At 56.4% G+C, this 24,568-nt stretch carries 22 protein-coding genes; 7 read left to right on the top strand and 15 right to left on the bottom strand.

Features of this window, described 5'->3' with window-relative positions; genetic code table 11:
- Positions 1–29 precede the first annotated feature (29 nt).
- A complete protein-coding gene (locus tag AC4OVU_RS10940; RefSeq protein ID WP_047637352.1) occupies positions 30–1,196 on the top strand; it encodes a benzoate/H(+) symporter BenE family transporter in 1,167 nt (388 codons plus the stop codon).
- On the opposite strand, the gene AC4OVU_RS10935 is transcribed toward AC4OVU_RS10940, so the two are convergent.
- Positions 1,176–2,048 carry a helix-turn-helix domain-containing protein gene (locus AC4OVU_RS10935; protein WP_006810606.1) on the bottom strand — a complete coding sequence of 291 codons (873 nt, stop codon included), beginning with the start codon at positions 2,046–2,048 and terminating at the stop codon, positions 1,176–1,178. The two genes, AC4OVU_RS10940 and AC4OVU_RS10935, sit on opposite strands and share 21 nt — an antisense overlap.
- Before the next feature lie 174 nt (positions 2,049–2,222).
- On the opposite strand from AC4OVU_RS10935, the gene AC4OVU_RS10930 reads away from it, so the two are divergent.
- Positions 2,223–3,119, top strand: coding sequence for a DMT family transporter (locus tag AC4OVU_RS10930; RefSeq protein WP_023303719.1), 897 nt, complete (start codon positions 2,223–2,225; stop codon positions 3,117–3,119).
- Between the two features lie 34 nt (positions 3,120–3,153).
- Here the strand turns inward: AC4OVU_RS10930 and AC4OVU_RS10925 are convergent, their stop codons facing one another.
- Entirely contained in the window at positions 3,154–3,828 is a 675-nt protein-coding gene (locus tag AC4OVU_RS10925; RefSeq protein WP_110292237.1) for a DUF3313 domain-containing protein, read from the bottom strand.
- Positions 3,829–3,962: 134 nt separating this feature from the next.
- The gene (locus AC4OVU_RS10920; RefSeq protein WP_045348280.1) at positions 3,963–5,558 is read right to left on the bottom strand and encodes an ABC transporter substrate-binding protein; all 1,596 of its coding nucleotides are present in this window, start codon (positions 5,556–5,558) and stop codon (positions 3,963–3,965) included.
- 111 nt (positions 5,559–5,669) lie between these two features.
- Between AC4OVU_RS10920 and pepT the strand changes: the two genes are divergently transcribed.
- Positions 5,670–6,899, top strand: coding sequence for a peptidase T (gene pepT / locus AC4OVU_RS10915; RefSeq protein WP_045906708.1), 1,230 nt, complete (start codon positions 5,670–5,672; stop codon positions 6,897–6,899).
- Here the strand turns inward: pepT and tehB are convergent.
- Positions 6,896–7,489, bottom strand: coding sequence for a tellurite resistance methyltransferase TehB (tehB, locus tag AC4OVU_RS10910; protein WP_015570555.1), 594 nt, complete (start codon positions 7,487–7,489; stop codon positions 6,896–6,898). The genes pepT and tehB overlap by 4 nt on opposite strands.
- On the bottom strand, positions 7,489–8,484 hold the full coding sequence (tehA, locus tag AC4OVU_RS10905) for a dicarboxylate transporter/tellurite-resistance protein TehA (RefSeq protein ID WP_110292238.1): 996 nt from the start codon (positions 8,482–8,484) through the stop codon (positions 7,489–7,491). Before tehA ends, tehB begins: the two co-directional genes overlap by 1 nt.
- Before the next feature lie 121 nt (positions 8,485–8,605).
- Between tehA and ydcK the strand changes: the two genes are divergently transcribed.
- A complete protein-coding gene (gene ydcK / locus AC4OVU_RS10900; RefSeq protein ID WP_110292239.1) occupies positions 8,606–9,586 on the top strand; it encodes a YdcK family protein in 981 nt (326 codons plus the stop codon).
- Here ydcK and rimL read toward each other — a convergent pair.
- The 4 genes from rimL to AC4OVU_RS10880 form a co-directional block, all read right to left on the bottom strand.
- On the bottom strand, positions 9,581–10,120 hold the full coding sequence (gene rimL, locus AC4OVU_RS10895) for a 50S ribosomal protein L7/L12-serine acetyltransferase (protein ID WP_017384000.1): 540 nt from the start codon (positions 10,118–10,120) through the stop codon (positions 9,581–9,583). The genes ydcK and rimL overlap by 6 nt on opposite strands.
- Before the next feature lie 95 nt (positions 10,121–10,215).
- Positions 10,216–11,871, bottom strand: coding sequence for a glucan biosynthesis protein D (locus AC4OVU_RS10890; RefSeq protein ID WP_017384001.1), 1,656 nt, complete (start codon positions 11,869–11,871; stop codon positions 10,216–10,218).
- A gap of 230 nt (positions 11,872–12,101) precedes the next feature.
- A complete protein-coding gene (locus tag AC4OVU_RS10885) occupies positions 12,102–12,875 on the bottom strand; it encodes an ABC transporter substrate-binding protein (protein WP_110292240.1) in 774 nt (257 codons plus the stop codon).
- Positions 12,876–12,885: 10 nt separating this feature from the next.
- Positions 12,886–14,055 carry a pyridoxal phosphate-dependent aminotransferase gene (locus tag AC4OVU_RS10880; protein ID WP_047747344.1) on the bottom strand — a complete coding sequence of 390 codons (1,170 nt, stop codon included), beginning with the start codon at positions 14,053–14,055 and terminating at the stop codon, positions 12,886–12,888.
- 113 nt (positions 14,056–14,168) lie between these two features.
- Between AC4OVU_RS10880 and AC4OVU_RS10875 the strand changes: the two genes are divergently transcribed.
- Positions 14,169–15,011: a LysR family transcriptional regulator gene (locus tag AC4OVU_RS10875; protein WP_015570561.1), complete on the top strand. Its 843-nt coding sequence runs from the start codon at positions 14,169–14,171 to the stop codon at positions 15,009–15,011.
- Here the strand turns inward: AC4OVU_RS10875 and AC4OVU_RS10870 are convergent.
- Positions 14,998–16,503: a carboxylesterase/lipase family protein gene (locus tag AC4OVU_RS10870; RefSeq protein WP_491928680.1), complete on the bottom strand. Its 1,506-nt coding sequence runs from the start codon at positions 16,501–16,503 to the stop codon at positions 14,998–15,000. The genes AC4OVU_RS10875 and AC4OVU_RS10870 overlap by 14 nt on opposite strands.
- Positions 16,504–16,545: 42 nt before the next feature.
- Positions 16,546–17,889, bottom strand: coding sequence for a 2-oxoadipate dioxygenase/decarboxylase HglS (gene hglS, locus AC4OVU_RS10865; protein ID WP_017384005.1), 1,344 nt, complete (start codon positions 17,887–17,889; stop codon positions 16,546–16,548).
- A 227-nt stretch (positions 17,890–18,116) separates the two neighbouring features.
- Between hglS and AC4OVU_RS10860 the strand changes: the two genes are divergently transcribed.
- Positions 18,117–19,040: a LysR substrate-binding domain-containing protein gene (locus AC4OVU_RS10860; protein ID WP_003857247.1), complete on the top strand. Its 924-nt coding sequence runs from the start codon at positions 18,117–18,119 to the stop codon at positions 19,038–19,040.
- Between the two features lie 41 nt (positions 19,041–19,081).
- Here AC4OVU_RS10860 and AC4OVU_RS10855 read toward each other — a convergent pair whose 3' ends face one another.
- From AC4OVU_RS10855 to AC4OVU_RS10840, 4 genes are all read right to left on the bottom strand, one after another.
- A complete protein-coding gene (locus AC4OVU_RS10855) occupies positions 19,082–20,773 on the bottom strand; it encodes a methyl-accepting chemotaxis protein (protein WP_110292242.1) in 1,692 nt (563 codons plus the stop codon).
- 159 nt (positions 20,774–20,932) lie between these two features.
- The gene (locus AC4OVU_RS10850) at positions 20,933–22,051 is read right to left on the bottom strand and encodes an S-(hydroxymethyl)glutathione dehydrogenase/class III alcohol dehydrogenase (protein WP_047726542.1); all 1,119 of its coding nucleotides are present in this window, start codon (positions 22,049–22,051) and stop codon (positions 20,933–20,935) included.
- A gap of 32 nt (positions 22,052–22,083) precedes the next feature.
- Positions 22,084–22,359 carry a metal/formaldehyde-sensitive transcriptional repressor gene (locus AC4OVU_RS10845; RefSeq protein ID WP_003857256.1) on the bottom strand — a complete coding sequence of 92 codons (276 nt, stop codon included), beginning with the start codon at positions 22,357–22,359 and terminating at the stop codon, positions 22,084–22,086.
- A 739-nt stretch (positions 22,360–23,098) separates the two neighbouring features.
- Complete coding sequence (locus AC4OVU_RS10840; protein ID WP_000019403.1) at positions 23,099–24,079, bottom strand: IS5-like element IS5 family transposase; 981 nt, start codon at positions 24,077–24,079, stop codon at positions 23,099–23,101.
- Positions 24,080–24,163: 84 nt separating this feature from the next.
- On the opposite strand from AC4OVU_RS10840, the gene AC4OVU_RS10835 reads away from it, so the two are divergent.
- Positions 24,164–24,475: a hypothetical protein gene (locus AC4OVU_RS10835; RefSeq protein ID WP_023303710.1), complete on the top strand. Its 312-nt coding sequence runs from the start codon at positions 24,164–24,166 to the stop codon at positions 24,473–24,475.
- Positions 24,476–24,568 lie beyond the last annotated feature (93 nt).

Below are 24,568 nucleotides of genomic sequence, written 5' to 3'. Positions count from 1 at the left end.
CGGACGTTATAACGCACAACGGAGTTTCCATGCGATCGACTGCCTCTCTCTTTCCTGCCGTGCTGGCCGGTTTTGTTGCCGTTCTGGTGGGCTATGCCAGCTCTGCCGCCATTATCTGGCAGGCGGCTGCGGCGGCTGGCGCCAGTACACAGCAAATTGCCGGATGGATGACCGCTCTAGGGCTCGGGATGGGGATCAGCACGCTGGCATTGTCGTGGTGGTATAAAGCCCCCGTGCTGACCGCCTGGTCGACTCCCGGCGCGGCGCTGCTCGCCACCAGCCTGCAAGGCGTGACGCTGGCGGAAACCATCGGGGTATTTATATTCGCGAATGCGCTGATTCTGCTGTGCGGCATCACCGGCCTGTTTGCCCGGCTGATGAAACTGATCCCGCACTCGCTTGCCGCCGCTATGCTGGCGGGCGTGCTGTTACAGTTTGGCCTGAAGGCATTCAGCAATCTTGAGGGACACATTTTTCTTTGCGGCAGTATGCTGGCCGCCTGGCTGGTGGCCAAAGCCGTAGCGCCCCGGTACGCCATTGTCGCCACGCTGCTGGTGGGCGTGTTCGTGGCATGGGCCGGAGGTGACGTTGTCACGGACAGGATGACGTTATCAGTCATCATGCCGGAATTCATTGCCCCTGCGTTCACCATCACCAGCCTGCTCAGCATCGGCTTACCCTTCTTCCTGGTGACCATGGCGTCGCAGAATGCGCCCGGCTTCGCCACCATGCAGGCATCGGGCTATCCGCTGGCGGTCTCACCGCTGATCGTTGCCACCGGCGGGCTGGCACTGCTGTTATCCCCCTTCGGCGTTTATTCTATATGCATCGCCGCCATCACTGCCGCCATCTGCCAGAGCCCGGACGCCCATCCGGATGCCAGTAAACGCTGGCTGGCCGCGGCGGCGGCAGGCGGGTTTTATCTGCTGGCGGGGGTGTTCGGCGGGTCGATTTCCGGGCTGATGGCCGCCCTGCCGCTGAGCGGCATCCAGACGCTGGCCGGGCTGGCCCTGCTCGGCACTATCAGCGGGAGTTTGTATCAGGCACTGAACCATGAAGCAGAGCGCGACGCGGCGATCGTTACCTTCCTGATGACCGCCAGCGGCGTCACGCTCCTGGGAATTGGCTCCGCCTTCTGGGGGCTGGTGCTGGGAGGGATCTGTTACGCCGTCTTCTCACGCCTTCGCCGCGCGTAGCTGTGACGGCGTGATGCCGGTCATGCTGCGAAAACGGTTACTGAAATGGCTGGCGGAGTTAAATCCGCAGGCCAGCGCGATGTCGGTGAGCGGCGTGGTCGTGTGCTGTACCAGCGCTTTGGCCTTCTCCATGCGGCGCTGCATAACGTACTGATGCGGCGCCAGCCCCATCGACTGGCGGAACATCCGCGCAAAGTGATACTCACTGAGTGCGGCCTGGCCCGCCAGTTCCGCCAGGGTTAAGGGTTGTGCAAGGTTTTCCTCGATAAAGGCCAGCACGTTGCGCAGTACAAACGGCGATAACCCGCCGGTCACCACCGGCAGCTTCCACTGTACGCTGGAATAGTGCTGGACCAAATGCGTCAGCAATAAGGTCGACGCGGTGCTCAGGGTGAGCTGATTGGCGTTTTGCTGCCAGTCGCAGCCGAGCAAAAACTGGCGATAAAGGGCGGTGATTTTCGGATCGCTGCCGAAGATTTTTTCCTCCAGCGTCAGCGATAGCGGTCGTTTATCCCAGATTTTCTCCCCCACGTCCCGCAGGTGTTCATCGGTGCAGTAGAGGTGCACAAACGACAGGTCGTCGCGGATATCCCACGTGGATTCGCTCTCTTCCGGCATCAGACAAAAACGGTCCGGCCCGCCGCCATTTTTCCAGCCACCCGGCGTTTTTTGATAGCTTTCATAGCCATCCGCCACGTACAGGCTAAGGGTGTGATGGTTGCTTTTCACCGTGATCGTGTCGTGCTTGTTGTACCACGCCGCCAGTTGAATGCCAGTATTGAGCGCGACGGTTTCCCGCAGCACTGCATTTTGTTGGCGTAACGTTTCAAAGGTGTCGTAAACGAGAGACATGGCCGTAAACAGGTGATTAATCAGACTGTCAGTCTAAGAAGTGTTGCAGCCTGTTACCAGCCATTGTGCGAGAAAAAAGCGCAAGAATTTGCAAGTCCGGCGCAAGGCGATGAAAGCCGGCCCCCCCTTCTTTCGCCACACTGTTGTTTTTCGCGGTATGAGAAGAGAGACACCATGAACGCATTACTCTATGGGCTGGTCGTTGTTATCTGGGGCACGACCTGGATCGCCATTTTTTTACAACAGGGGCCGGTTGCAGCGCCGGTCTCCATTTTCTGGCGCTTCGCCGTGGCCAGCGCCACGATGATGATCGTCCTGGTCGCCCTTCGCCGCCTGCGCAGGCTGGCGCTGCGGGATCATCTCTACTGCATGCTTCAGGGCTGCTGCGTTTTCTGTTTCAACTTCTGGTGCTTTTACACCGCCGCCGCCCATATCAATACCGGCCTTGAGTCGGTGATTTTCTCGATGGCCGTACTGTATAACGCCATCAACAGCTTTATCTTCTTCGGCCAGCGCCCACCCGCACGCTTCTGGACGGCGGCAGCGCTGGGGCTTATCGGGATCATCACCCTTTTCTGGAACGATCTGCTCGCCAGCGGCTGGAGCGCGTCGTTGCTTACGGGCATCGGGCTTTCCGCCCTCGGCACCTACGGCTTCTCGCTGGGGAATATGATCAGCATGCGTCATCAGCGAAACGGGCTGGAAACTATGACCACCAACGCCTGGGCGATGCTGTATGGCACCGTCGTGATGGGCCTTATCGCGCTCTTCAGGGGCGACAGCTTTATGCCGGAATGGACGGTGAGCTATATGGGGGCGCTGCTCTATCTTGCGCTGTTTGGCTCGGTGATTGCCTTCGGCGCCTACTTTACGCTGGTAGGCCGCATTGGTCCCGGTAAAGCCGCGTACAGCACGCTGCTGTTCCCGCTGGTGGCGCTGTCGATTTCAACGGTGTACGAAGGTTACGTGTGGCATCTCAACGGGATCGTCGGCCTGCTGTTGATTCTGGGGGGAAATATGGTGATGTTTACGAAGCCGGAAACCTGGTTCCGCCGCCTGCGGACGGCATAAAAAAACGGCCTGCGAAAATGCAGGCCATTTTTTATTAATTTGCTGTCTGATGAACATCAAACATGGTGGCATCCGTCGCCATGTCATCCACAACCTGCTTCAGGGTGCCGAAGCCCATTGGCGTATTCTCGTTCGCCAGCTCTTTCCCTTCACCCTTACGAACAACCTTAATCACTGGTTTGTTCGTGGCCGCATCGATTAACTCACCTTCGAAGAACAGATGCGTATCCATGGTACGATGGCCCGTTGCCATCTGCGTACCCGCAACCAGCAGCGCCACAGGCACCACTTCATAGAACTGAAAACCTTCTTTGTCTGAGCTCACACCCGTGATGGCGCCGCGGAAGATCAGGCTATGTTTGCCCGGCGTCGTCACAATCGGCTTACGCTGGCCAATCGCGGTTTTCAGTTTGGTATTGGTATAATTCAACAGCTCATCAAGCGTTTTTTGCCCAAGCTGAGTGGTCGGTTTTGGCGTCGGATAATAGGTTATCGGCGTCCAGATAATGCTGTCGTAATTCGCCTCATTATAGGACGGGTCAACCCAACGCAGGGTTGGCTTCCCGGTTGCAGATTTCATCTCCTGCAAGCCGGAGTAATCTTTTAAAAAGCCTGAATATTGATCGGGGGCTGCGACTTTTGACGCACAGCCGGAAAGGGCCAACAGACCAGAAAGCACTGCAACTTTAAAAAAAGTGTGAGTACGCATGATGGTATTCCATGTTATCTGCAAGTATGCACTTGAAGTTATAACAAAAAACCGGGCGATGTGTTGTGGCAAAAAATGACGAAGACAGCACAAATAGCGAAAAAACTGCCCGACCGAAACCGGGCAGTGAAAAATTACTCCTTCAGGTCCACTTGCCAGAACAGGTGCTTGCCGAAGGGATCGATTTCATAGCCCGTGACCTCTTTACGGACTGGCTCAAAAATCGTCGAGTGGGCAATCATTACCGCCGGCATTTGATCGTGCATCATCTGCTGCGCCTGCTTGTACAGCGCCACGCGTTTTTCGCGATCGGTTATCGATTTAGCTTCGGCAATCAGGTTATCAAACGGCTTATAGCACCATTTGGCCGAGTTCGACCCGCCGTTGGCGGACGTACAGGTAAACAGCGGGCCGAAGAAGTTATCCGGATCGCCCGTCGCCGTTGTCCAGCCCATCAGTGCGGCCTGATGCTCCCCGCCCTTCACGCGCTTCAGGTATTCGCCCCATTCGTAGGTCACGATTTTGGTCTGCACGCCCACTTTCGCCCAGTCCGCCTGGATCATCTCCGCCATACGCTTCGCGTTCGGGTTATACGGCCGCTGCACGGGCATGGCCCACAGATCGATGCTTACGCCGTTGGCAAATCCCGCCTCCTTTAGCAGCGCTTTCGCTTTTTCTGGATCGTAATCATAGTCTTTCAGCTCGCTGTCGGCACTCCAGACGCCAGGCGGCAGCAGGTTTTTCGCCGCCGTGCCGGTGCCGTGGAACACCGCCTCAATGATGGCGGGTTTGTTAATTGCCATCGCCAGCGCCTGGCGCACTTTTACGTTATCCAGCGGCGGCTTTTGCGTGTTAAACGCCAGGAAACCGGTATTCAGACCGGCCTTGCTCATCAGGTTGATGTCTTTGTTAGCCTTCATACGCGGCAGGTCCGCCGGATTCGGGAACGGCATCACCTGGCACTCATTCTTCTCGACTTTGGCAAAACGCACCGAGGCGTCCGGCGTGATGGTGAACACCAGACGATCCAGCTTCGATTTTCCCTGCCAGTAGTCGGGGAAAGCGGTGAAGAGGATGCGGGAATCCTTCTGATATTGCGCCAGCTTAAACGGCCCGGTGCCAATCGGCTGCATATCGACCTTTTCTGGCGTGCCCGCTTTCAGCATGGCATCGGCATACTCCGCCGACAGAATGGAGGCAAAGTACCACGCCAGATCAGCGACAAACGGCGCTTCCGGATGCGCCAGGGTGAAGCGCACGGTGCGATCGTCAACTTTATCAATGGCGGTAATCAGGCTGCCGAACTCCAGACTTTCGAAGTTGGAATAACTGCCGTTGGAGACGTTATGGTAGGGATGATTCACATCCTTCTGGCGCATAAACGAAAAAATCACGTCGTCCGCGTTGAAGTCGCGCGTCGGCGTGAACAGCTTATTACTGTGGAATTTCACCCCTTTGCGCAGGTGGAAGGTGTAGATCTTGCCATCGTCGCTTACCTCCCAGCTTTCCGCCAGGCTCGGCACCAGTTCGGTAGTGCCCGGTTTGAAATCGACCAGACGGTTATAAACCGGTACGGCGCTGGCGTCCACGCTGGTCCCCGACGTATAGAGCTGAGGATTGAAATTTTCCGGCGATCCTTCGGAGCAATACACCAGCGTTTTTGCCGCGACGGTGGAACTGACCGTCAGCGCAGCAAGCGCCAGCGTTATCATTGTGAATGTGCTTTTCATCATTTATTCCTGTCTTTTTAATTCGACGGCTATTTACTTCTTTTGCCATTTCATAAATAACATTAAAGTGATGGCGCAAACACATGAAAAATAAATACAGAAGGAAACACTATGGGCTCAGAACTCTCCAGACAATTAACCCAACGCTTTTTCCGCTATCTCGCCATCACCAGCCAGAGCGACCCGAAAGTCAAAACCCTGCCCTCCACCCCGGGTCAGCACGACATGGCGCGGGAGCTGGCGAAGGAGCTGAAAACGCTGGGGTTAGATGATATTGTGATAGATGAGTTCGCCACCGTTACCGCCGTGAAAAAAGGCAATGTTCCCGGCGCGCCGCGGATTGGTTTTATTACCCATATCGACACCGTCGACGTCGGTTTATCCCCGGATATTCATCCACAAATATTAACGTTTACGGGGAATGATCTCTGCCTGAATAAAGAGAAAGATATTTGGCTGCGCGTAAATGAGCACCCGGAAATTCTGGCTTATCCTGATGAGGAGATTATTTTCAGCGACGGAACCAGCGTATTAGGCGCAGATAATAAAGCGGCCGTCACCGTGGTCATGACGGTGCTGGAAAACCTCACCGCTGAACATAAGCATGGCGATATTGTGGTGGCGTTTGTACCCGATGAAGAGATTGGCCTGTGTGGCGCGAAAGCGCTGGATTTGAAGCGCTTCGACGTCGATTTTGCCTGGACCATCGACTGCTGCGAGCTGGGGGAGATTGTTTACGAGAACTTTAACGCGGCGGCGGCTGAAATTCGCTTTACCGGCGTCACGGCTCACCCGATGTCCGCCAAAGGGGTGCTGGTCAATCCGCTGCTGATGGCAACGGATTTCATCAGCCATTTCGATCGCCGGCAAACCCCGGAATGCACCGAGGGGCGCGAAGGTTATATCTGGTTTAACGGCATCCAGGCCGGGCAGAACGAAGCGATACTGAAAGCCAATATTCGTGATTTTGACAAAGATGGTTTCGCCGCCCGCAAGCAGCACATTGCCGATGTGGCGGCGCAAATAGCCGCGCAGCATCCCACGGCAAACGTGGAATACCGCATTGAGGATACCTACAGCAATATCAGCAATGCGATTGGCGAAGACCGCCGCGCGATCGACCTGATGTTCGAGGCGATGGAGTCGCTCGGCATCACCCCAAAACCGATCCCCATGCGCGGTGGCACGGATGGAGCGGCCCTGTCAGCCAAAGGCCTGCTCACCCCGAACTTCTTCACCGGCGCCCATAACTTCCACTCGAAGTTTGAGTTTTTACCGCTGTCGTCGTTCGAGGCCTCCTGTCGCACTGCCCTGCAACTCTGTCTGCTGGCGGCGCGTTAAGCGGGCTTGCGTGCGAGCATGGTGGCGAAGCGCAGCTTGATACGGTTCCCGTTGGCATCGGTACGGTGGAGTTCCCCTACCTCTTCGTTGTACTTGATCAGCTCCCAGCCTTCGTAGTAGTTGCTCAGTTCACCGGTTTTGAAGGCAAACGGGAAGCCGACTGTGCACGGATAATCCTCCGTATCCATGGCAGCAACGATCAGGTTATAGCCGCCTGGTCTGGTGCAACGCTGCATATTGGCGATAAGACCAGGGATGGTATTCGCTTCGAGGAACATCAACACGACGGTGGAAAGAATAAAGTCGTATTCGCCGTCAAAGGTCAGGTTGTTCAGATCCTTAATCGCCGTTTCCAGATTCGCGATCCCTTCCGCCGCCTTAATGCGCTCAATGTTATCGATGCTCATCGGGTTTTTATCCCACGCCGTCACGTCATAGCCGTTGGCAGCGAGGTAGAGGCTGTTGCGGCCATTTCCGCAACCCAGATCGAGCGTTTTACCGGGCTTAACAATGTCCGCGCTGAGCAGCACCTCTGAGTGCGTGCGGGTCAGCCCATATTTCTCAGTAAAGTAGTTTTCATCGACAGTCATTATTTTTCCTCAGATTGCATAAGCAGTGCCTTATCAGCGCGCACCAGAAGTTTGCCCTGCATCAGCAAGATAAAAGTACGGACCAGCAGCATCGCGATGATGACGTTGGTGAAAATAAACAGGGGAACCTCGAGGGCATGAAAGAGCCCTGACGGACTGCTCTGCCCCAGATGTAAACCGGTGGTCGCCAGCGCCGACACCCCGAACGAGAAGCTCCAGAACGACGCGTTGAACGGCTGCGACAGATACCACGGCATCAGACGCAGCATAAACAGGAGTTGCAACAGGCCATAGCCGAAAAGCATTTTGGCGAAGGTGTCCGCTTCGCCGCCGTTGACGCTAAACCAGGCGCTACAGGCCACCAGGGCAGGCGCAAGCTGGATCCCGAGCGAGGTACGAAGGGCAGCGGGCAGTTCGCCCGCGCTGCGCAGGCGTTGCAAAATGACCGGCTCCAGGCTCAGCCAGGAAAAGACCCCGGCACCAAGGAACACCAGCCCCGCGTCGTGGAAGCCTAGCGCACCGCAGGCCATCGCGCTGATAAAATTGTTCGCTACCGTCGGCAGATACAGTCCCGGCGTCGTGGCTTCTTCCGGATGCTTGCCGCGCCACAGCCCGGCGCTTTGCCAGGCGGCATACGCAAGCTGGATCACCACGCCCACGCTAAACAACCCCAGCGCCAGCGGGCGATACCACGGCACAAAGCCGATGGCCACCAGCAGCGTTGTGGCAGGAAACAGGCTGACAAAACTGCTCATTACCGGATGCCGCATCTCGGCCAGCACGCTATGTGGAAACCGTACCGCACGGGTAAGAAACGCCATGCTCAGAAGCAACCAGATCGCCACCGCCAGCGCCACCAGGATCTCGCCCGGCCAGCGCGTCACTGGCCAGATGGTGCTGGCATAACGCCAGGCGAACCCCATGCCTATGGTTCCCAGGACCATACCGAAATACCCGGCGGGCAAGTTAAGAACGCGTTGGTTTTGGTTATGCATTTTTTTTAAACTTTAAAATGTATTTTAAATGCCATTTTAAGGGGTTTCCTGAGCGGACGCCAGCACTTCGAAAAACCAAAACTTTGCTACGTTTATTGAAAGGCTTTTCAGGGATAACACGATGACAAAATATCGGCTTAGCAATGAAACGCGTCTCTGGCGCTGGCAGGACGGATCAACGCCGTGCACAACGCCTCTCAGACAAATTATTGCCGTGAAGGATTTTAACGATGTGACCCGCGGGACTAAAGGCGGTTGGGTTGAGGATGAACACGCGCTCGCCCAGGATGGGGATTGCTGGGTTTACGATGAAAACAGCGTGGTGTTTGCCGGGGCCAGGATATCCGGTAACGCCCGCCTCACCCAACCCTGCATCGTAAGCCACCGCGCACACGTTGGCGGCAACGGCTGGCTTGACGCGGCAGAGGTGAGTCACGGGGCGGTAATAAGTGACAACGTCACCATTCAGCACTCCACCGTACGCGGGGAATGCCGTATCGCGGGTGATGCGCGGGTGCTGCATAACAGCCTGGTGATTGCAGCCAAAGGGCTGACACCCGACCGTGAGCAGATCCTGCAAATCTATGACAGAGCCACGGTCAGCCAGTCGCGTATTGTGCATCAGGCGCAAATCTACGGCGATGCCATGGTGACCTGGGCCTTTGTTGAGCACCGCGCCGAGGTGTTCGATCGCGCCATTATTGAGGGCAACGCGCTGAATAACGTCTGGGTGTGCGACTGCGCCAAAGTGTACGGCAACGCCCGTCTGCTGGCCGGTCTGGAGGATGATGCCATCCCGACCGTGCGGTACAGTTCACAGGTCGCGGAAAACGCCCTCGTCGAAGGCAACTGCGTCATTAAACACCACGTATTAATAGGCGGCGAGGCGTGGTTACGCGGCGGGCCGATCCTGATTGATGACAAAGTGGTCATTCAGGGGCGGGCGCGTATCAGCGGCGATGTCCTGATTGAGCATCAGGTGGAAATAACGGACGATGCGGTTATCGAGGCGCTGGAGGGTGAAAGCATTCACGTCCGGGGAGCCAAAGTGATCAACGGCGACACGCGGATCACCCGGACGCCGCTGCTGGGGGCGCTATAGCGGGAAGATTCTGGCGTACAGGTTCACGTCATCGTAGCGACCGTTGAGCATTTCCGCTTCCCGCAAACAACCTTCCAGCGTGAAACCGTTGCGCTGCGCCACCCGGTTACTGCTCTGGTTATCCACGCGACACTTGATCACAAAACGGCGGATCTCGCCGCGCTCAACGTAATAGCGCATAAACGCCTGGAGCGCCTGAGAAAGAATACCCTGCCCCTGATGTGCTTCGTCAAGCCAGTAGCCGATATACCCGGCCTTATTCGCAGGCTCGATCGCGTTGAAGGAGAGCACGCCTATCAGCTCGTCATTCATAAAAATCAGGAACATTTTGGCGTAACCGCGCTGGTGCAACATCTGGTTGCTCTGCACGTTGCGGCGCGTGTCCTCTTCGCTGCCGACATGCTGCGCCCAGTCAAAGGCGGTTTGCAGCCAGGTTTTGTTTTTGATTACGAGGTTATGCAGATCGGTGGTATAGCGCTCTTCGACGGCGCGAAGCTCGATTTCCTGGTTAACGGGGATGATTTCTGAAGACATGGTGCCTCTTAATTGCCGGGTGGCGCTAACGCTTACCCGGCCTACAAATGCGTCCAGAGCAGGCCGGGTCGCCACCCGGCACAAACCCATAAGGACTAGCGCATGATCCGGTCGTCAACGTAGTTACGTTTGTCCGGCGCGGGCGGGAAGTACTGGTAAAGCCAGGTCTCGCTGATGGCATCGCCCTGACAGCGCAGGAACAGGCGCATATCCACCGGCTCGGTGGAGTCAGAGGTTGGATACCAGTCAAACAGAATGCGATACCCGTCGAACGGTTCGACATAGAGTATCTCCACCTGCTTCGCTTCACCGCTGGACAGGGTGATCACCGGCTCAATGCCCTTCGGTGCGGCGGCCTTCAGATCGCCCCCGACGAAATCAATGGCAAAGCGACGGGCCCACACTTTCGGGTAATTTTCACCCGGCGCCCAGCCCTCCGGGAAGCCTCCCATACCGGTACGGGTGGCGTAGACGTTTGCCAGCGGGGAACGCACCGGCGGCTGCGCGCTCCAGTAGAGACGGTATTTGAAGTCCAGCTCATCACCCGCCTGCACCGGTTTCTCTGGCTGCCAGAAGCAGACCACGTTATCGAGCGTCTCGCCGGTTGTCGGGATCTCCATCAGGGCAATGGAACCTTTCCCCCAGTTGTTGCGCGGCTCGACCCACAGGCTTGGTCGCTTGTTATACCAGCCCATGACGTCCTGGTAATGAGAGAAGTCACGGTCAAGCTGCAACAAACCAAAGCCCTTCGGGTTTTTATCCAGGTAGGCGTTAAATTGCAGCTTTTGCGGGTTGTTCAGCGGCCGGCAGATCCACTCCCCGTTACCGCGCCACATCGCCAGGCGGTCTGAATCGTGGATCTGCGGATGAATGGTGTCGCACATGCGGCGTTCGTTGTTGCCGCAGCTAAACATGCTGGTCATTGGCGAGATGCCGAGCTGCTTGATGTCTTTGCGCGCATAGAGATGGTTTTCGACGTCCATGATCACCTGGCTCTTCTCACAGTGGATCACAAACTTATAGGCACCGGTAATGCTCGGGCTGTCCAGCAGCGCATAGACGGTAAAGGTGGTATCACCCGGCTTCACGGTTTCAAACCAGAAGGAGGTGAAATCCGGGAACTCTTCCGGGGTGTCGGTAAAGGTATCCACCGCCAGACCACGCGCAGAGAGGCCGTACTGGTAGGTATCATCCACCGCGCGGAAGTAGCTCGCGCCCAGGAACGAAACGATATCGCGTCGCGCCAGCTCCGGCGCTTTAAAGACGCGGAATCCGGCGAAGCCGAGGTCGCTCTGCCCTTCAAGCTGGCGGGTATCCACGCCCGTATCGCCGTAGCTGAACAGCTCAGGCCGGAAGTGGATCTCACGCGCCTGAGAGGTGGTTTGATCCAGCGAGAACATGCGCACGCGGCGGCGGAACCCCATCCCCATATGGAAGAACTGGGCGTCCAGCTGACGGCCTTCAATGTTATTCCACAACGACTGCTTCTCATCGTAACGGATGGCGTTGTACGCCTGCGGCGTCATAGTGGCCAGCGTTTCCGGCAGCGGACGCGGCGCACCGCCCCACGCGGTTTTCGCCAGATCGTGCGCCATGGATTGCAGAACAGAGAAGTCAAAGCGACGGCTCTGACCGTCGGCAATGTCGGAGTCAGCAGCATACGCCGCCTGGGAAAACAGAGAAGCAAGGCCAGAAGTGCCGCTCAGGGCAGCCATTGCCAGGGAACCTTTGAGAAAACGTCTGCGATTCATGCCTGAGAAAACGTCCTTATGGTCGTGTGAATGAGTTTCGCGCGCAGCGAAATGACGGCAAGAAAGAACGCACAGCCTAAACAAAAACGGTTAAGAATCCAATTGTTGGCGGGTGATTATCTGAACAAACCGAGAAATATTTTCTGTCGACCAGAACGGCCTGAAAAAGGGGTAAAGTTATGTATAAAAGTGTCCCGGCTGGACATCAACAGCCGGGACCAACGAGGCGGTTATTTTACGCTGACATCGATACCCGGGAAGTACTTATCAGCCAGTTTAGCGATCGTGCCGTCGGCACGTACTTTATCAATTGCGGCATCAAGCTGCTTTTTGGTGGCCTCATCCCCCTTACGCAGCCCAAAGCCGATCCCACTGCCGAGGATGGTGTCGTCCGACACCGGTTTGCCGATAAAGCCAAACCCTTTACCCTGCGGCTTACTGAGGAAACCTGCCTGCCCGGCCGCTGACATGACCAGCGAGGCATCGATGCGGCCATTCAGCAGATCCCCCCAGGCCATATTCTGATCTTTATAAGACACCACGGTGACACCGTGCTTTTCCCAGTGCTCTTTGGCGTAAGTTTCCTGAATTGAACCCTGAAGAACGCCGATGGTTTTGCCCTTCAGCCCTTCGGGGGTAGCCTCTACCGCAGAACCGGCTTTGCCCACCAGCTGGGAGGGAATGCGATAGATGGGCTGGGTGAAATCAATGCTTTTGCGACGCTGTTCGGTGATGTTCATCGCCGAGTTTATGGCATCGAACTTTTTCGCCACCAGACCGGGGATCAGCGCATCAAACGAGGTTTCAACCCAGCTGCACTTCAGCGCGGCGGCTTTACAGATGGCATTTCCCAGTTCTACGTCAAACCCTTCCAGCTCGCCTGACGCATTGCGGCTTTCAAACGGCGGATATTCCTCTTCCAGCCCGTATCGCAACTCGGTAGCGGCAAACGACGAGAATGAACACAACAGTCCCATGCCGACAACTAACGCGCGTAATTTCATCTCAAATTCCTTAACGTGGTGTAACCCGACAAAGGGCCTGGGCACCTGCCCGTAACGTCGCCTCATCTTTCGCAAAAGAGAGACGGATTAACTTATTGTCCGTGCCATCGGCATAAAACGCCGACAGCGGAATGGTGGCAACCCCGCATTCGACAATCAGCCTTTTCACCATCTCGCTGTCGCGCTCGTCGCTAAAGCCGCTGTAATCCGCCAGCAGGAAGAACGAACCGGCACTTGGTAGCAGCCTGAACGGTGAGTCGGCGAGCAAACTTTGCAGCAGATCGCGCTTGCGCTGATAAAACGCCGCCAGCGACAGCCAGGTTTGCGGATCGGACATGTGTTCGGCAAACGCGTACTGCATCGGCGTATCGGCCGAGAACATTAAAAATTGATGGACTTTACATATCTCATCCATCAGCTCCGCGGGTGCCACACAATAACCCACGCGCCAGCCGGTGACGTGATAGGTTTTTCCGAAAGAAGAAATAATCACGCTGCGCTCCGCCAGCTGCGGGTGCGTCGCCATTCCGTGGTGCGGTTCGCCATCAAAAACGACGTGCTCGTACACTTCGTCAGACAAAATGATGATGTCGGTGTGGCGCGTCAGCGCTGCCAGCTGGTGCAGATCGGCGGCTGAAAACACCTGTCCGCTCGGGTTGTGCGGCGTATTGACGATGATCATCCGCGTGCGCGGGGTAATAGCCGCCCGTACTTCATCCCAGTTCACGGCAAAATCCGGTACCGTCAGCTTAATGGCGATCGGCGTCGCCCCTTGCAGACGCACAATCGGCGCATAGCTGTCAAAGGAGGGCTCGAAATAGATCACCTCATCCCCAGGATGAACCAGCCCGCTGATGGCTGAGTAAAGCCCTTCGCTGGCGCTGGCGGTCACCAGCACCTCACTCGCCGGGTCATAGCGTGTGCCATAGAGCGTGGCAATTTTGTCCGCAATGCGCTCCCTGAGCGGTTGCAGCCCGGTCATGGAGGCGTACTGGTTATGCCCTGCCTCCATGGCGCGGGTCACGCCGGTGATAAGTTTTGGGTCGCAGGAAAAATTCGGCGCACCCTGAGAAAGGTTGATGGCGTTATGCCGGGCTGAAAGCTGGCCGATAACGGTAAAAATGGTGGTTCCCACATCGGGCAATTTGGATCGTGTCTGCACCGGCGTTTTCAAAGTCATCCTCTGTCCCTTCTCGTGGTGAATGCATAACTATTCAAACAACAACTTCATTGCCGGGACAATCGAATTGTTGTCATAATAGCCATGACAAAAACGCATAGCTAAGGTGAGATATGTCGCGTCGTTCATTTCCGCTCAATGCCGTAGAGACGTTCATCGTGACCGCGCGTCACCTGAATCTTACCCATGCCGCCAGGGAGCTTTGTCTGACGCAGGGGGCGGTAAGCCGCAAAATCGCCTCGCTGGAAAGCTGGTTCGGCTTCCCGCTGTTCGAGCGCCATGCGCGCGGCCTGCGTCTCTCCTCTCAGGGAAGCGCCCTGCTGCCGGAGCTGCAATCTGCGTTTGAGCACCTGCTGAACGTTGCTGAACAGGCGCGAACGCACCAGACCGTTATTCGTCTGAAAGCGCCTACCTGCGCGATGCGCTGGCTGGTGCCGCGTCTGCTACAGGTGGAGCGCGAACAGCCGGAACTCCAGATTGCGCTGACCACCACCACCGATCATAACGTCAATTTCAAAACCGAATCCTGTGACGCGGCGATTGTGTTTGGGACGCACATGAGCGCCGGCGATCTGCTGTTCGAAGAGGCCTTAACCCCGGTGATGAGCCCGGTACGGGCCGGTTCTGCGCTGGAAACTCTCACCTTCCTTCACCCCACGCGGGACAAAACGGACTGGACGCTGTGGCTGGCGAAACAGCCGGGTCCGCCGCCAGCTATGCTCAAAAATCAACACTTCGAAACCATGGATCTGGCCATTACCGCCGCCATTCAGGGGCTGGGCATCGCCATCGCGGATGAAACGCTGGTGGAGGAGGACGTGCGCGCCGGACGGCTGATGCGGCCTTTTGACACAAGCATAAAGACGGGGGCGAGCTACCGGCTGGTATTACGCGACGCACCCGGCCCGGAAAACGGACTGGATGCGTTTCGCGCCTGTCTGCTCAGTCGAGGCTGACGTGGTGTTTCATCACCCGTTTGAAGAGGCTCATACGGGCACGCATGAAGCGGTTTTCAAGCCGAAAACCTGCATGTTTATTCACACCAATACGTAACAGCACGTCCCGCCCTTTCCGGCAGGCGGGCCAGCGCGTGGGCCCTGCCAGGCTATCGCGTGCCCCCGCATCCCGGGCGAAGCTCACCCAGTAGTCCGCCACCTGAGCGGCGAAGGCCAGATCGCGTTCATTTACATACTGCCGCGAGGGTTCCACCTGTCCAAGGGTATCGAACACGTAGGGCACTTCGTTGCCGTGCCAGGCGCCGTTGATGTACGTCGCGTGCTCCGCTTCAGCCACATAATTAAACCAGTATCGCCAGCACAGGCCGCCCGCCCGCTGCTGCGCCTGCATCACCACGTATCCCATGGTGGTGAAGGCCATGTCGCGGCATACCTGCCTGCCAAGTTCCTCATCGCCCTTCACGCCAGGATAAAGCAGCTTAATCAGCCCCAGGCCAAAGCGCCGCTCGCGGCGAAGCTTCTGGATCTGCCCGGCCAGATCGACCCCGAACACCGACATCACGCTGGCTTCGTCGCTGTTTGACCCAATCATCACCGGTACAGGATGCTGGCGGGCCGCGAAGAAAACGTCGAGCATGGCCTCAGGCAAAACGCAATCCCCCACGATGGGCGCAGGGGCGATATTCAGCGGCGAGGTCAGCGGCCAGAACGCCTCAGGCGGGATCGCGCGAAGCTGTTCCGCGGTGGCATTTTGCAGGCCGAAATGGGCGGCAATCGCTTCGCCTTTATGCATGGCCTGCTCGCGTGGCGTGTCCGGCAGCGTGTACCCGCTTTGCACAATGGCTTTATGGAACAGTCCTCGCGCAAGCGGGGAGGCCATCAGCGACAGCACGCTGCGCGCGCCGGCCGACTCGCCAAATACGGTGATGTTCTCAGGATCGCCGCCGAACGCGGCGATGTTATCGCGCACCCATTCCAGGGCCTGGATCTGATCGAGCAACGCAAAGTTATGCACCACGCGCTCTTCTTCCCCCTCCAGCGCCGGATGGGCAAAAAAGCCGAGGTGCCCGAGACGGTAATTAATTGTCACCACCACCGTGCCGCGCTTCGCCAGCGCCCTGCCGTTATACGGAGGCAGCCCGCCAGCGCCGAGGGTAAATCCTCCGCCGTGCAGCCAGACCATCACCGGAAGCGGATCGGCGCGTGCGACTGGCGACCAGACGTTAAGGTACAGGCAGTCTTCAGAGAACTGGCCGGGATCGCCGCCACCCAGCTCCTGACAGCTTTCGCTGCTCTGCCAGCTGGAGGCGGAGAACGCCGTTGCCGGACGTACGCCATCCCAACGCGCGGGAGGACGCGGGGAGCGCCACCGCCACTGGCCTACGGGCGGTGCCGCATAGGGAATGCCGCACCACACATGAGTATCGCCTTCAGTAAAACCAATCAGTTCGCCCTGGCGCGTTTCAACCACAGGGGCGGAGGGATTTTCCATACCAACCTTCTTTTTCCATCACACCCTTGCAGAGTAACGGTTTCAGAGCAAACCGCAACGCTGTTTGCTGCGCGCTTCCGCCTCCTCGTAAAGCGAAAACTCGTCGTACACCGCACAGCCGAGCGCGGCTTCGAAGGCATTGCGGCTGGCATTGCCGTGGCTGCGCGCCTGCGTTTCATTGCCAAGATTCGACTGGAAGATCCCCGCCGCACTGACGGGCAGAAAATCCTCGTAGGTGATGGGCTGTGCCACAACCCAGCCGCGTTCGATCAGCGGCTGCGGATCGTCGCCGGGACGAAACGCGTGTCGATGCGCCTCACCTGTCGGGGTCAGACGGTAGCGGAAATAAGCCAGCCGCTGACGGCGCAGGAACATTTCGCTGTCCGGGAAGGCGCTGAAGATCTCGCGCAGGTGAAGCTGGTGGGTCAGGTTGTCTTTGCCGGTCCCGGCCTGATTTAACAGACTGTCGTACAGCTCGCGCCCTTTCGGCGTAAGGGCCACGCCGCGCTGCTCAATCTCACCGAAACGCGCGGTATGGGTGCCCTTGTGTTCTCCCGCGAAAAGCACCGGCTCCTCCAGCGCCTTAAAGCTGGTCTGGCGCAGGAGGATCGGCACCTCGCGGCGAGGCGGGCCTTCAATCAGAATTTTCGGCTCAATGCCGTACTTCGGCATTAGCTCCTGCACCCGGTCGATATCCAGAGTGCGCGGCGTGAGATGGTTTATATGGCACCCCGGGAAACAGACCACGTCGGCAATCAGGCGATGTTCGTTGCTCAGCGCCAGATAGGTTTCCTGATCGACCGTCGCATGGCGATGCCAGCGGAAGGTTTCCAGGGCTTCCTGAACAAATTCGCGCGCCTGTGCCTCGGTAAAGTGTCCCTGCGCATCATGCAGGTCGATCAGTTCCAGGCAGCGCGGCGTAAAGATGTTGCGCCGGGAGAGGATCTCCGCCGCCCTTTCGCGCAGCGCAACGTTTTCAATCAGCTCCAGGCGCAGCAGCGAGGTAAAAATGCGAAACGGATTACGGCAGAGCGCCGCATCGTCTGTCGGACGAAACGCCGTCGAGTGGACGGGCACGCCCGCCTGGGAGAGATCGTAATAGCTGACCGGATACATGCCCATAATGGCGAAGATCCGGCGCAGGGTGGAAAGCTCCTGCGCGGTGCCAACGCGGATCGCACCGTGACGTTCAACATTCAGGCGCGCCAGTTCGTCTGCGTTTGCCAGTTGTTCATGTAAAAGTGGGTTATTTTCCAGAACCGCCAGGTTAACGTCCGCCACCAGTTCCAGCAAGGTGCCGTACTGCGGAACTTCCTGCTGGTACATCGCCGACATAGCCTGCGAAAAGTGTTCCCGAATATCATCAGCCGTGATGGTGTTCGCCATGATGTCATGCCTCCAGTGAATACTACCTGGAGTGTAGAGAAGCCCGTTCCTTTCGTTGGGAAGAATTTACGAATTGTGATCCAGGCAGACGAGTGGTCAAAGCGTGGGCATTTTCGAAAAACGGTTGTAACTCAAATAGATCAAATGTTAAAAATATTTTGCTATCAGGTTATCAAATTCAAACATCTTAACTTGTCACCCGCGTCGCTCTGTTTTTAACATCGCCTATGGAAAAAAATGGTCTGTTCAGTCAGCGCATACGCTTGCGCCATTTGCATACTTTTGTGGCCGTCGCTCAACAGGGAACGCTGGGGCGAGCGGCTGAAACCCTTAACCTCAGTCAGCCTGCACTATCCAAAACGCTGAACGAACTGGAACAGCTTACCGGAACCCGCCTGTTCGATCGCGGCCGTCTGGGCGCTCAGCTTACTCTCGTGGGTGAACAGTTCCTGACGCATGCCGTTAAAGTTCTCGATGCCCTCAATACCGCCGGTCAGGCGCTCAACCGCAAAGAGGAACCGGCCAGCGACATCGTGCGCGTGGGCGCGCTGCCAACGGCGGCGCTGGGTATACTGCCTGCGGCGATCGGCCAGTTCCACCGTCAGCAAAAGCACGCCACGCTTCAGGTCGCGACCATGAATAATACCATGCTGCTGGCGGGCCTGAAGTCAGGCGAGCTGGATCTGGGCATTGGGCGGATGTCCGATCCGGAACTGATGAGCGGCCTGAATTACGAGCTGCTGTTCCTGGAATCGCTGAAGCTGGTCGTGCGTCCGAATCATCCCCTGTTGCAGGACACCGTGACCCTGAGCCGCGTGATGGAGTGGCCGGTGGTGGTCTCACCAAAAGGAACCGTTCCGCGTCAGAATGCGGAAGCGTTGCTGCAAATGCAGGGCTGCACGCTGCCTTCCGGGTGTATTGAAACGCTCTCGGCGTCGCTGTCGCGCCAGCTTACGGTGGATTACGACTACGTGTGGTTTGTGCCGTCTGGCGCGGTGAAGGACGATCTGCGACGCGGCGTGCTTACGGCGCTGCCGGTAACATCGCCCGGCGCGGGAGAACCGATTGGGATCCTGACGCGGGTAGATGCCCCGCTCTCTGAAGGCGCCCAAACGCTGTTAAGCGCTATTCGTAAATCAATGCCTCTCTGACCCTAAACGCAGAACCCGCCGCGAGGGCGGGTCTGTCTTACTCAGAACGTTTCCCAGTTATCACCTGAGACGGCCGCCGCCGGGGTTAAAGGCGCGGGTTTCGCTGCGGTTGCAGCGGCTGTAGTCCGTCCTGCGCGCGCCCCGTTGAGACGAAACGCGCCAACGGCCTCCGTCAGACGTGCGCCCTGCTCTTCCAGCGAGGCCGCCGCCGCAGAAGCTTCTTCCACCAGCGAGGCATTCTGCTGCGTCACCTTGTCCATCTCGGAAATCGCCTGGCTCACCTGAACAATGCCGCGGCTCTGCTCATCGGACGCCGCGGCAATCTCCAGCATAATATCGGTGACGCGTTTAACCGCCTCGACAATCTCATTCATGGTATTGCCCGCCGCAACCACTTCCCCGGAACCCTGATCGATAAGCAACACCGATTCATTAATCAGGCTTTCAATCTCTTTCGCCGCATTCGCGCTGCGGCTTGCCAGGGTGCGGACTTCACTCGCCACGACCGCAAAGCCGCGTCCCTGTTCACCCGCACGCGCCGCCTCGACCGCCGCGTTGAGCGCCAGAATATTGGTCTGGAACGCGATACTGTTAATCACGGCGGTAATTTCAGAGATCTTCTTCGAGCTGGTGGAAATATTACCCATGGTTTTCACCACGCCGGAGACCATCTGCCCCCCGCGGCTGGCCTTACCGGAGGCATCTTCTGCCAGTTTACTCGCATGATGCGCGTTATCGGCGTTCTGTTTCACCGTCGCGGTGAGCTGCTCCATGCTGGCCGCCGTCTGTTCAATCGCCGCCGCCTGCTGCTCGGTACGGGAAGAGAGATCGGTGTTACCCGCGGAGATCTCGCTGGTTCCACGGTAGATCTCCTCCGCCCCTTGCCGCACGGTGCCCACGGTTGTCACCAGCGCGTGCTGCATCGTTTGCAGATCGCGCGTCAGGCGGCCAATTTCGCTGCGCCCGGTCGGTTCGTCCGGCATGGTCAAATCGCCTTTCGCGATATTTTCGATACGCGTAGCGGCTCGCTGGAGCGGGTTTATCACCGTACGGCGCAGCACCACAAAGGTGATCACCGCCAGCGCCAGCGCCAGGCCAAACGCGCCGAACATAAACATCAGCCCCAGCCGGGTGCGGGTGTGAGCCTGTGCCGTCAGCGCGTTGGCGCGTTCGGTGCGGATTTTTATCGCCTTCAGCAGCACCGCGTTATAGGCATCGTCCAGCGGACGCGCGGTCTCATTTTCGTGGTTAATAATGGCTTCAAACATGCCGTTTTTGGCATATTTCAGCATCGGCTGCATACCGGCGATGTAGGCGTCATAGCGGGTTTTCAGATCGCCATCCAGCGCTTCATCAGCCGGGGTACGAACGGTGCGCTTCATATAGGCGGCAAATCCATCCTGCGACTGCCTGATGCGGATCTCAGCCTCAGCGATGTTTTGTTTCATCGCCTCCATCTCCGCGATACGGCTCGCCGCCCCCGCGTGGATCATGTTGATACGGGCGGTGCGTAAATGGTTGGAACTGTTTGACAGACCGGTGCGCACCTGGATTTCTGCCGTGACATCCTGCTGATCGTTATCGGCCTGGAGCAGGAAATAGCCTGCCAGACCTGAGCTCAATGCAAACAGGAGAATAATGCCACCGAGAATGGAGGAAAACAGCGGAACCAGCCGGATGTGATGCAAGAAACTCAGCTTATGCTGCGCCTGCATCGATGTTGTGTTGTCCATGACCGTCGACTCTCTTATAGGTAAGATGCGTAATAACACGCCTGTAAAAGAGTCATCGGCACGCCAGGGAATTAAATTACGTCTAAAAGCGCCGGACAGGTCACACTTTAGAGAAGATCAGGGAAGAAATGCCAGCGGAAAAAACCGCTGGCAGAATAATCAGTTGTCGCCGAAATGGATAACGGTGCGAATGGATTTTCCTTCGTGCATCAGATCGAAGGCTTCGTTGATCTGCTCCAGCGGCAGGCGGTGCGTAATGAACGGATCAAGCTGAATTTTACCGACCATCGCATCTTCAACCATGCCCGGCAGCTGAGTACGGCCTTTCACGCCGCCAAATGCTGACCCGCGCCATACGCGCCCTGTCACCAGCTGGAAGGGACGGGTTTTGATCTCCTGACCCGCGCCGGCCACACCGATAATGATGCTCTCGCCCCAGCCTTTGTGGCAGCACTCCAGCGCTGAGCGCATTACGTTGACGTTGCCGATACATTCGAAGCTAAAGTCCACGCCGCCGTCGGTCAGCTCAACGATCACCTCCTGAACCGGTTTGTCGTAGTCTTTCGGGTTGATAAAGTCGGTCGCCCCCATCTCACCTGCGAGCTTAAATTTCTCCGGGTTGGTATCCACAGCAATGATACGCCCAGCTTTCGCCTGTACCGCGCCCTGGATAACCGCCAGACCGATCCCGCCCAGGCCGAACACCGCCACGGTGTCCCCCTCTTTCACTTTCGCCGTGTTATGCACCGCGCCGATACCGGTGGTGACACCGCAGCCGAGCAGACAGACTTTATCCAGCGGTGCCTGCGGATTCACTTTCGCCAGTGAGATCTCGGCGCACACCGTGTATTCGCTGAAGGTGCTGGTACCCATGTAGTGATAAATGGGCTCGCCGTTATAGGAGAAACGGGTGGTGCCGTCCGGCATAAGTCCTTTGCCCTGCGTGGCGCGCACGGCCTGGCAGAGGTTAGTTTTGCCGGATTTGCAGAACTTACACTCGCCGCACTCTGCGGTGTAGAGCGGGATCACATGGTCGCCGGGCTTCAGGCTGGTGACGCCTTCACCCACTTCCACCACCACACCGCCCCCTTCGTGGCCGAGCACCGCCGGGAATACCCCTTCCGGATCGTCACCGGACAGGGTAAACGCATCGGTATGGCAAACGCCGGTGTGGGTAATTTTGATCAGCACTTCGCCTTTCTTCGGCGGAGCAACATCAATTTCAACGATTTTCAGCGGCTGGCCTGGGCCGAACGCGACAGCTGCGCGAGATTTCATGATGTCTTTCCCTTGTTGTGAGGTGTGTGGGTTTATTTTAGATAAGAGCGCAGTAAATGGCCGACTTCCGCCATCCGCACTGCCCGCTGATCCGGGGTGGTCTCCCCCGTCACCAGCTCATCTTTGAGGTGAATTTCGACCATTTCCCCCATCAGACCATTGGCAGCGCCGCGCACGGCGGCAATTTGCTGCAAAATGGCGAGACAGGGATCGCCCGATTCCAGGGCGCGTTCAAGGGCATCAACCTGGCCCCGAATGCGGCGGACGCGGGTCAGAATACGTTTTTTATCTTCGGGTGAATGCGGCATACGCCCTCCTGATACTATAGGGGGGTATTGTATCTGTTAATACGATTTTATGTAAACATGAAGTTTAGTGTGGGTTTTAAGTAGAGCCGTAGGTAATGTGAAAAATCAGCGTCTGGAGTTAATATTGGTGACTCGTTGATATACCAGAAGTGGGCAATCAGGTGCGTCATGAGCGAAAAGTAGATTGGATAAATCCATGGCAGACATGCACTGTCCCTTTAAAATTAACGTGTTGGTTGTTCTTGTTATTAAGTGTAATGCAAGTGTGGTACAGATGAAGTCATACAACGTCATTCTCCCTTAAAAATCCTACTTTTAAAGACTTGTGCAAGCACACTACCCCCCACTAAAGAATGTAGGTGTCATAAGAATACGAAAAAGAATAGACTAATACATGTTGGATATATTTATCTTTGATAACATTTAGCCTGTAGTAAACAAAATAAGTCGGATACAGCATGTTCGGACAGAAAACATTGCTGAAACTGGTTCGGATCCGGTTTATCTAATAGAATTTCTATACACTTTGATAAATATTAGTATCACAATTGGGTTTTACAAATTGAATTCGGATCACAACGCTTCATCATTAAAGGAAGGTGCGAATAAGCGGGGAAATTCTTCTCGGCTGACTCAGTCATTTCATTTCTTCATGTTTGAGCCGTTTTTTCTCCCGTAAATGCCTTGAATCAGCCTATTTAGACCGTTTCTTCGCCATTTAAGGCGTTATTCCCAGTTTTTAGTGAGATCTCTCCCACTGACGTATCATTTGGTCCGCCCGAAACAGGTTGGCCAGCGTGAATAACATCGCCAGTTGGTTATCGTTTTTCAGCAACCCCTTGTATCTGGCTTTCACGAAGCCGAACTGTCGCTTGATGATGCGAAATGGGTGCTCCACCCTGGCCCGGATGCTGGCTTTCATGTATTCGATGTTGATGGCCGTTTTGTTCTTGCGTGGATGCTGTTTCAAGGTTCTTACCTTGCCGGGGCGCTCGGCGATCAGCCAGTCCACATCCACCTCGGCCAGCTCCTCGCGCTGTGGCGCCCCTTGGTAGCCGGCATCGGCTGAGACAAATTGCTCCTCTCCATGCAGCAGATTACCCAGCTGATTGAGGTCATGCTCGTTGGCCGCGGTGGTGACCAGGCTGTGGGTCAGGCCACTCTTGGCATCGACACCAATGTGGGCCTTCATGCCAAAGTGCCACTGATTGCCTTTCTTGGTCTGATGCATCTCCGGATCGCGTTGCTGCTCTTTGTTCTTGGTCGAGCTGGGTGCCTCAATGATGGTGGCATCGACCAAGGTGCCTTGAGTCATCATGACGCCTGCTTCGGCCAGCCAGCGATTGATGGTCTTGAACAATTGGCGGGCCAGTTGATGCTGCTCCAGCAGGTGGCGGAAATTCATGATGGTGGTGCGGTCCGGCAAGGCGCTATCCAGGGATAACCGGGCAAACAGACGCATGGAGGCGATTTCGTACAGAGCATCTTCCATCGCGCCATCGCTCAGGTTGTACCAATGCTGCATGCAGTGAATGCGTAGCATGGTTTCCAGCGGATAAGGTCGCCGGCCATTACCAGCCTTGGGGTAAAACGGCTCGATGACTTCCACCATGTTTTGCCATGGCAGAATCTGCTCCATGCGGGACAAGAAAATCTCTTTTCTGGTCTGACGGCGCTTACTGCTGAATTCACTGTCGGCGAAGGTAAGTTGATGACTCATGATGAACCCTGTTCCATGGCTCCAGATGACAAACATGATCTCATATCAGGGACTTGTTCGCACCTTCCTAAGGAATGACTAAGTATGAAAAGAATTGTTCTCGCCTCTTTGGTTGTAGCTTTTTCGTTATCTGCTAACGCAAATCAATTAAGCATTGATGACCAAATTAATAATGCTTGCGCTAAGGCCTTAAGCGGTGACAAAGAACCTTTGGGTGACTTCCCGCCAGATAGTTATGCTGCAACAGTCAGTCCGAAAGTTAAAGATGCTTACAACGAAGTTTTAAAATCTCGGTCCTCTATTGTAAACGATCAGAGTTTACAGAATGCAACCAGTTGCGCCAACCTTGTTAGAGATAAACTGAAATCAAAAGGTGAGTACACAGAAGAAAAATAATTGCCAGGGTGGAGAAACAGCATTTTTTGTGGAACTGAACGCTTTCTCTATCAGAGTTCGTTCTTAAGAAAATATCGACAAGATAGTTCCGCA

The sequence above is a fragment of the Enterobacter sp. 6722112 genome, from assembly GCF_058661685.1.
Note: the sequence above shows the minus strand (reverse complement) of the source record. Positions and strands in the feature narration are given on the sequence as shown.

Excerpts from the sequence above, each read along its gene's own strand:
- AC4OVU_RS10845 (WP_003857256.1), bottom strand. The coding sequence starts at position 22,359 with ATGCCGCATTCACCCGAAGATAAAAAACGTATTCTGACCCGCGTCCGC.
- rimL (WP_017384000.1), bottom strand. The coding sequence starts at position 10,120 with ATGTCTTCAGAAATCATCCCCGTTAACCAGGAAATCGAGCTTCGCGCC.
- ydcK (WP_110292239.1), top strand. The coding sequence starts at position 8,606 with ATGACAAAATATCGGCTTAGCAATGAAACGCGTCTCTGGCGCTGGCAG.
- AC4OVU_RS10930 (WP_023303719.1), top strand. The coding sequence starts at position 2,223 with ATGAACGCATTACTCTATGGGCTGGTCGTTGTTATCTGGGGCACGACC.
- AC4OVU_RS10890 (WP_017384001.1), bottom strand. The coding sequence starts at position 11,871 with ATGAATCGCAGACGTTTTCTCAAAGGTTCCCTGGCAATGGCTGCCCTG.
- AC4OVU_RS10925 (WP_110292237.1), bottom strand. The coding sequence starts at position 3,828 with ATGCGTACTCACACTTTTTTTAAAGTTGCAGTGCTTTCTGGTCTGTTG.
- AC4OVU_RS10935 (WP_006810606.1), bottom strand. The coding sequence starts at position 2,048 with ATGTCTCTCGTTTACGACACCTTTGAAACGTTACGCCAACAAAATGCA.
- hglS (WP_017384005.1), bottom strand. The coding sequence starts at position 17,889 with ATGGCGAACACCATCACGGCTGATGATATTCGGGAACACTTTTCGCAG.
- AC4OVU_RS10870 (WP_491928680.1), bottom strand. The coding sequence starts at position 16,503 with ATGGAAAATCCCTCCGCCCCTGTGGTTGAAACGCGCCAGGGCGAACTG.
- tehA (WP_110292238.1), bottom strand. The coding sequence starts at position 8,484 with ATGCATAACCAAAACCAACGCGTTCTTAACTTGCCCGCCGGGTATTTC.
- AC4OVU_RS10855 (WP_110292242.1), bottom strand. The coding sequence starts at position 20,773 with ATGGACAACACAACATCGATGCAGGCGCAGCATAAGCTGAGTTTCTTG.
- pepT (WP_045906708.1), top strand. The coding sequence starts at position 5,670 with ATGGGCTCAGAACTCTCCAGACAATTAACCCAACGCTTTTTCCGCTAT.
- AC4OVU_RS10880 (WP_047747344.1), bottom strand. The coding sequence starts at position 14,055 with ATGACTTTGAAAACGCCGGTGCAGACACGATCCAAATTGCCCGATGTG.
- AC4OVU_RS10850 (WP_047726542.1), bottom strand. The coding sequence starts at position 22,051 with ATGAAATCTCGCGCAGCTGTCGCGTTCGGCCCAGGCCAGCCGCTGAAA.
- AC4OVU_RS10920 (WP_045348280.1), bottom strand. The coding sequence starts at position 5,558 with ATGAAAAGCACATTCACAATGATAACGCTGGCGCTTGCTGCGCTGACG.
- AC4OVU_RS10940 (WP_047637352.1), top strand. The coding sequence starts at position 30 with ATGCGATCGACTGCCTCTCTCTTTCCTGCCGTGCTGGCCGGTTTTGTT.
- AC4OVU_RS10885 (WP_110292240.1), bottom strand. The coding sequence starts at position 12,875 with ATGAAATTACGCGCGTTAGTTGTCGGCATGGGACTGTTGTGTTCATTC.
- tehB (WP_015570555.1), bottom strand. The coding sequence starts at position 7,489 with ATGACTGTCGATGAAAACTACTTTACTGAGAAATATGGGCTGACCCGC.
- AC4OVU_RS10875 (WP_015570561.1), top strand. The coding sequence starts at position 14,169 with ATGTCGCGTCGTTCATTTCCGCTCAATGCCGTAGAGACGTTCATCGTG.
- AC4OVU_RS10840 (WP_000019403.1), bottom strand. The coding sequence starts at position 24,079 with ATGAGTCATCAACTTACCTTCGCCGACAGTGAATTCAGCAGTAAGCGC.
- AC4OVU_RS10860 (WP_003857247.1), top strand. The coding sequence starts at position 18,117 with ATGGAAAAAAATGGTCTGTTCAGTCAGCGCATACGCTTGCGCCATTTG.
- AC4OVU_RS10835 (WP_023303710.1), top strand. The coding sequence starts at position 24,164 with ATGAAAAGAATTGTTCTCGCCTCTTTGGTTGTAGCTTTTTCGTTATCT.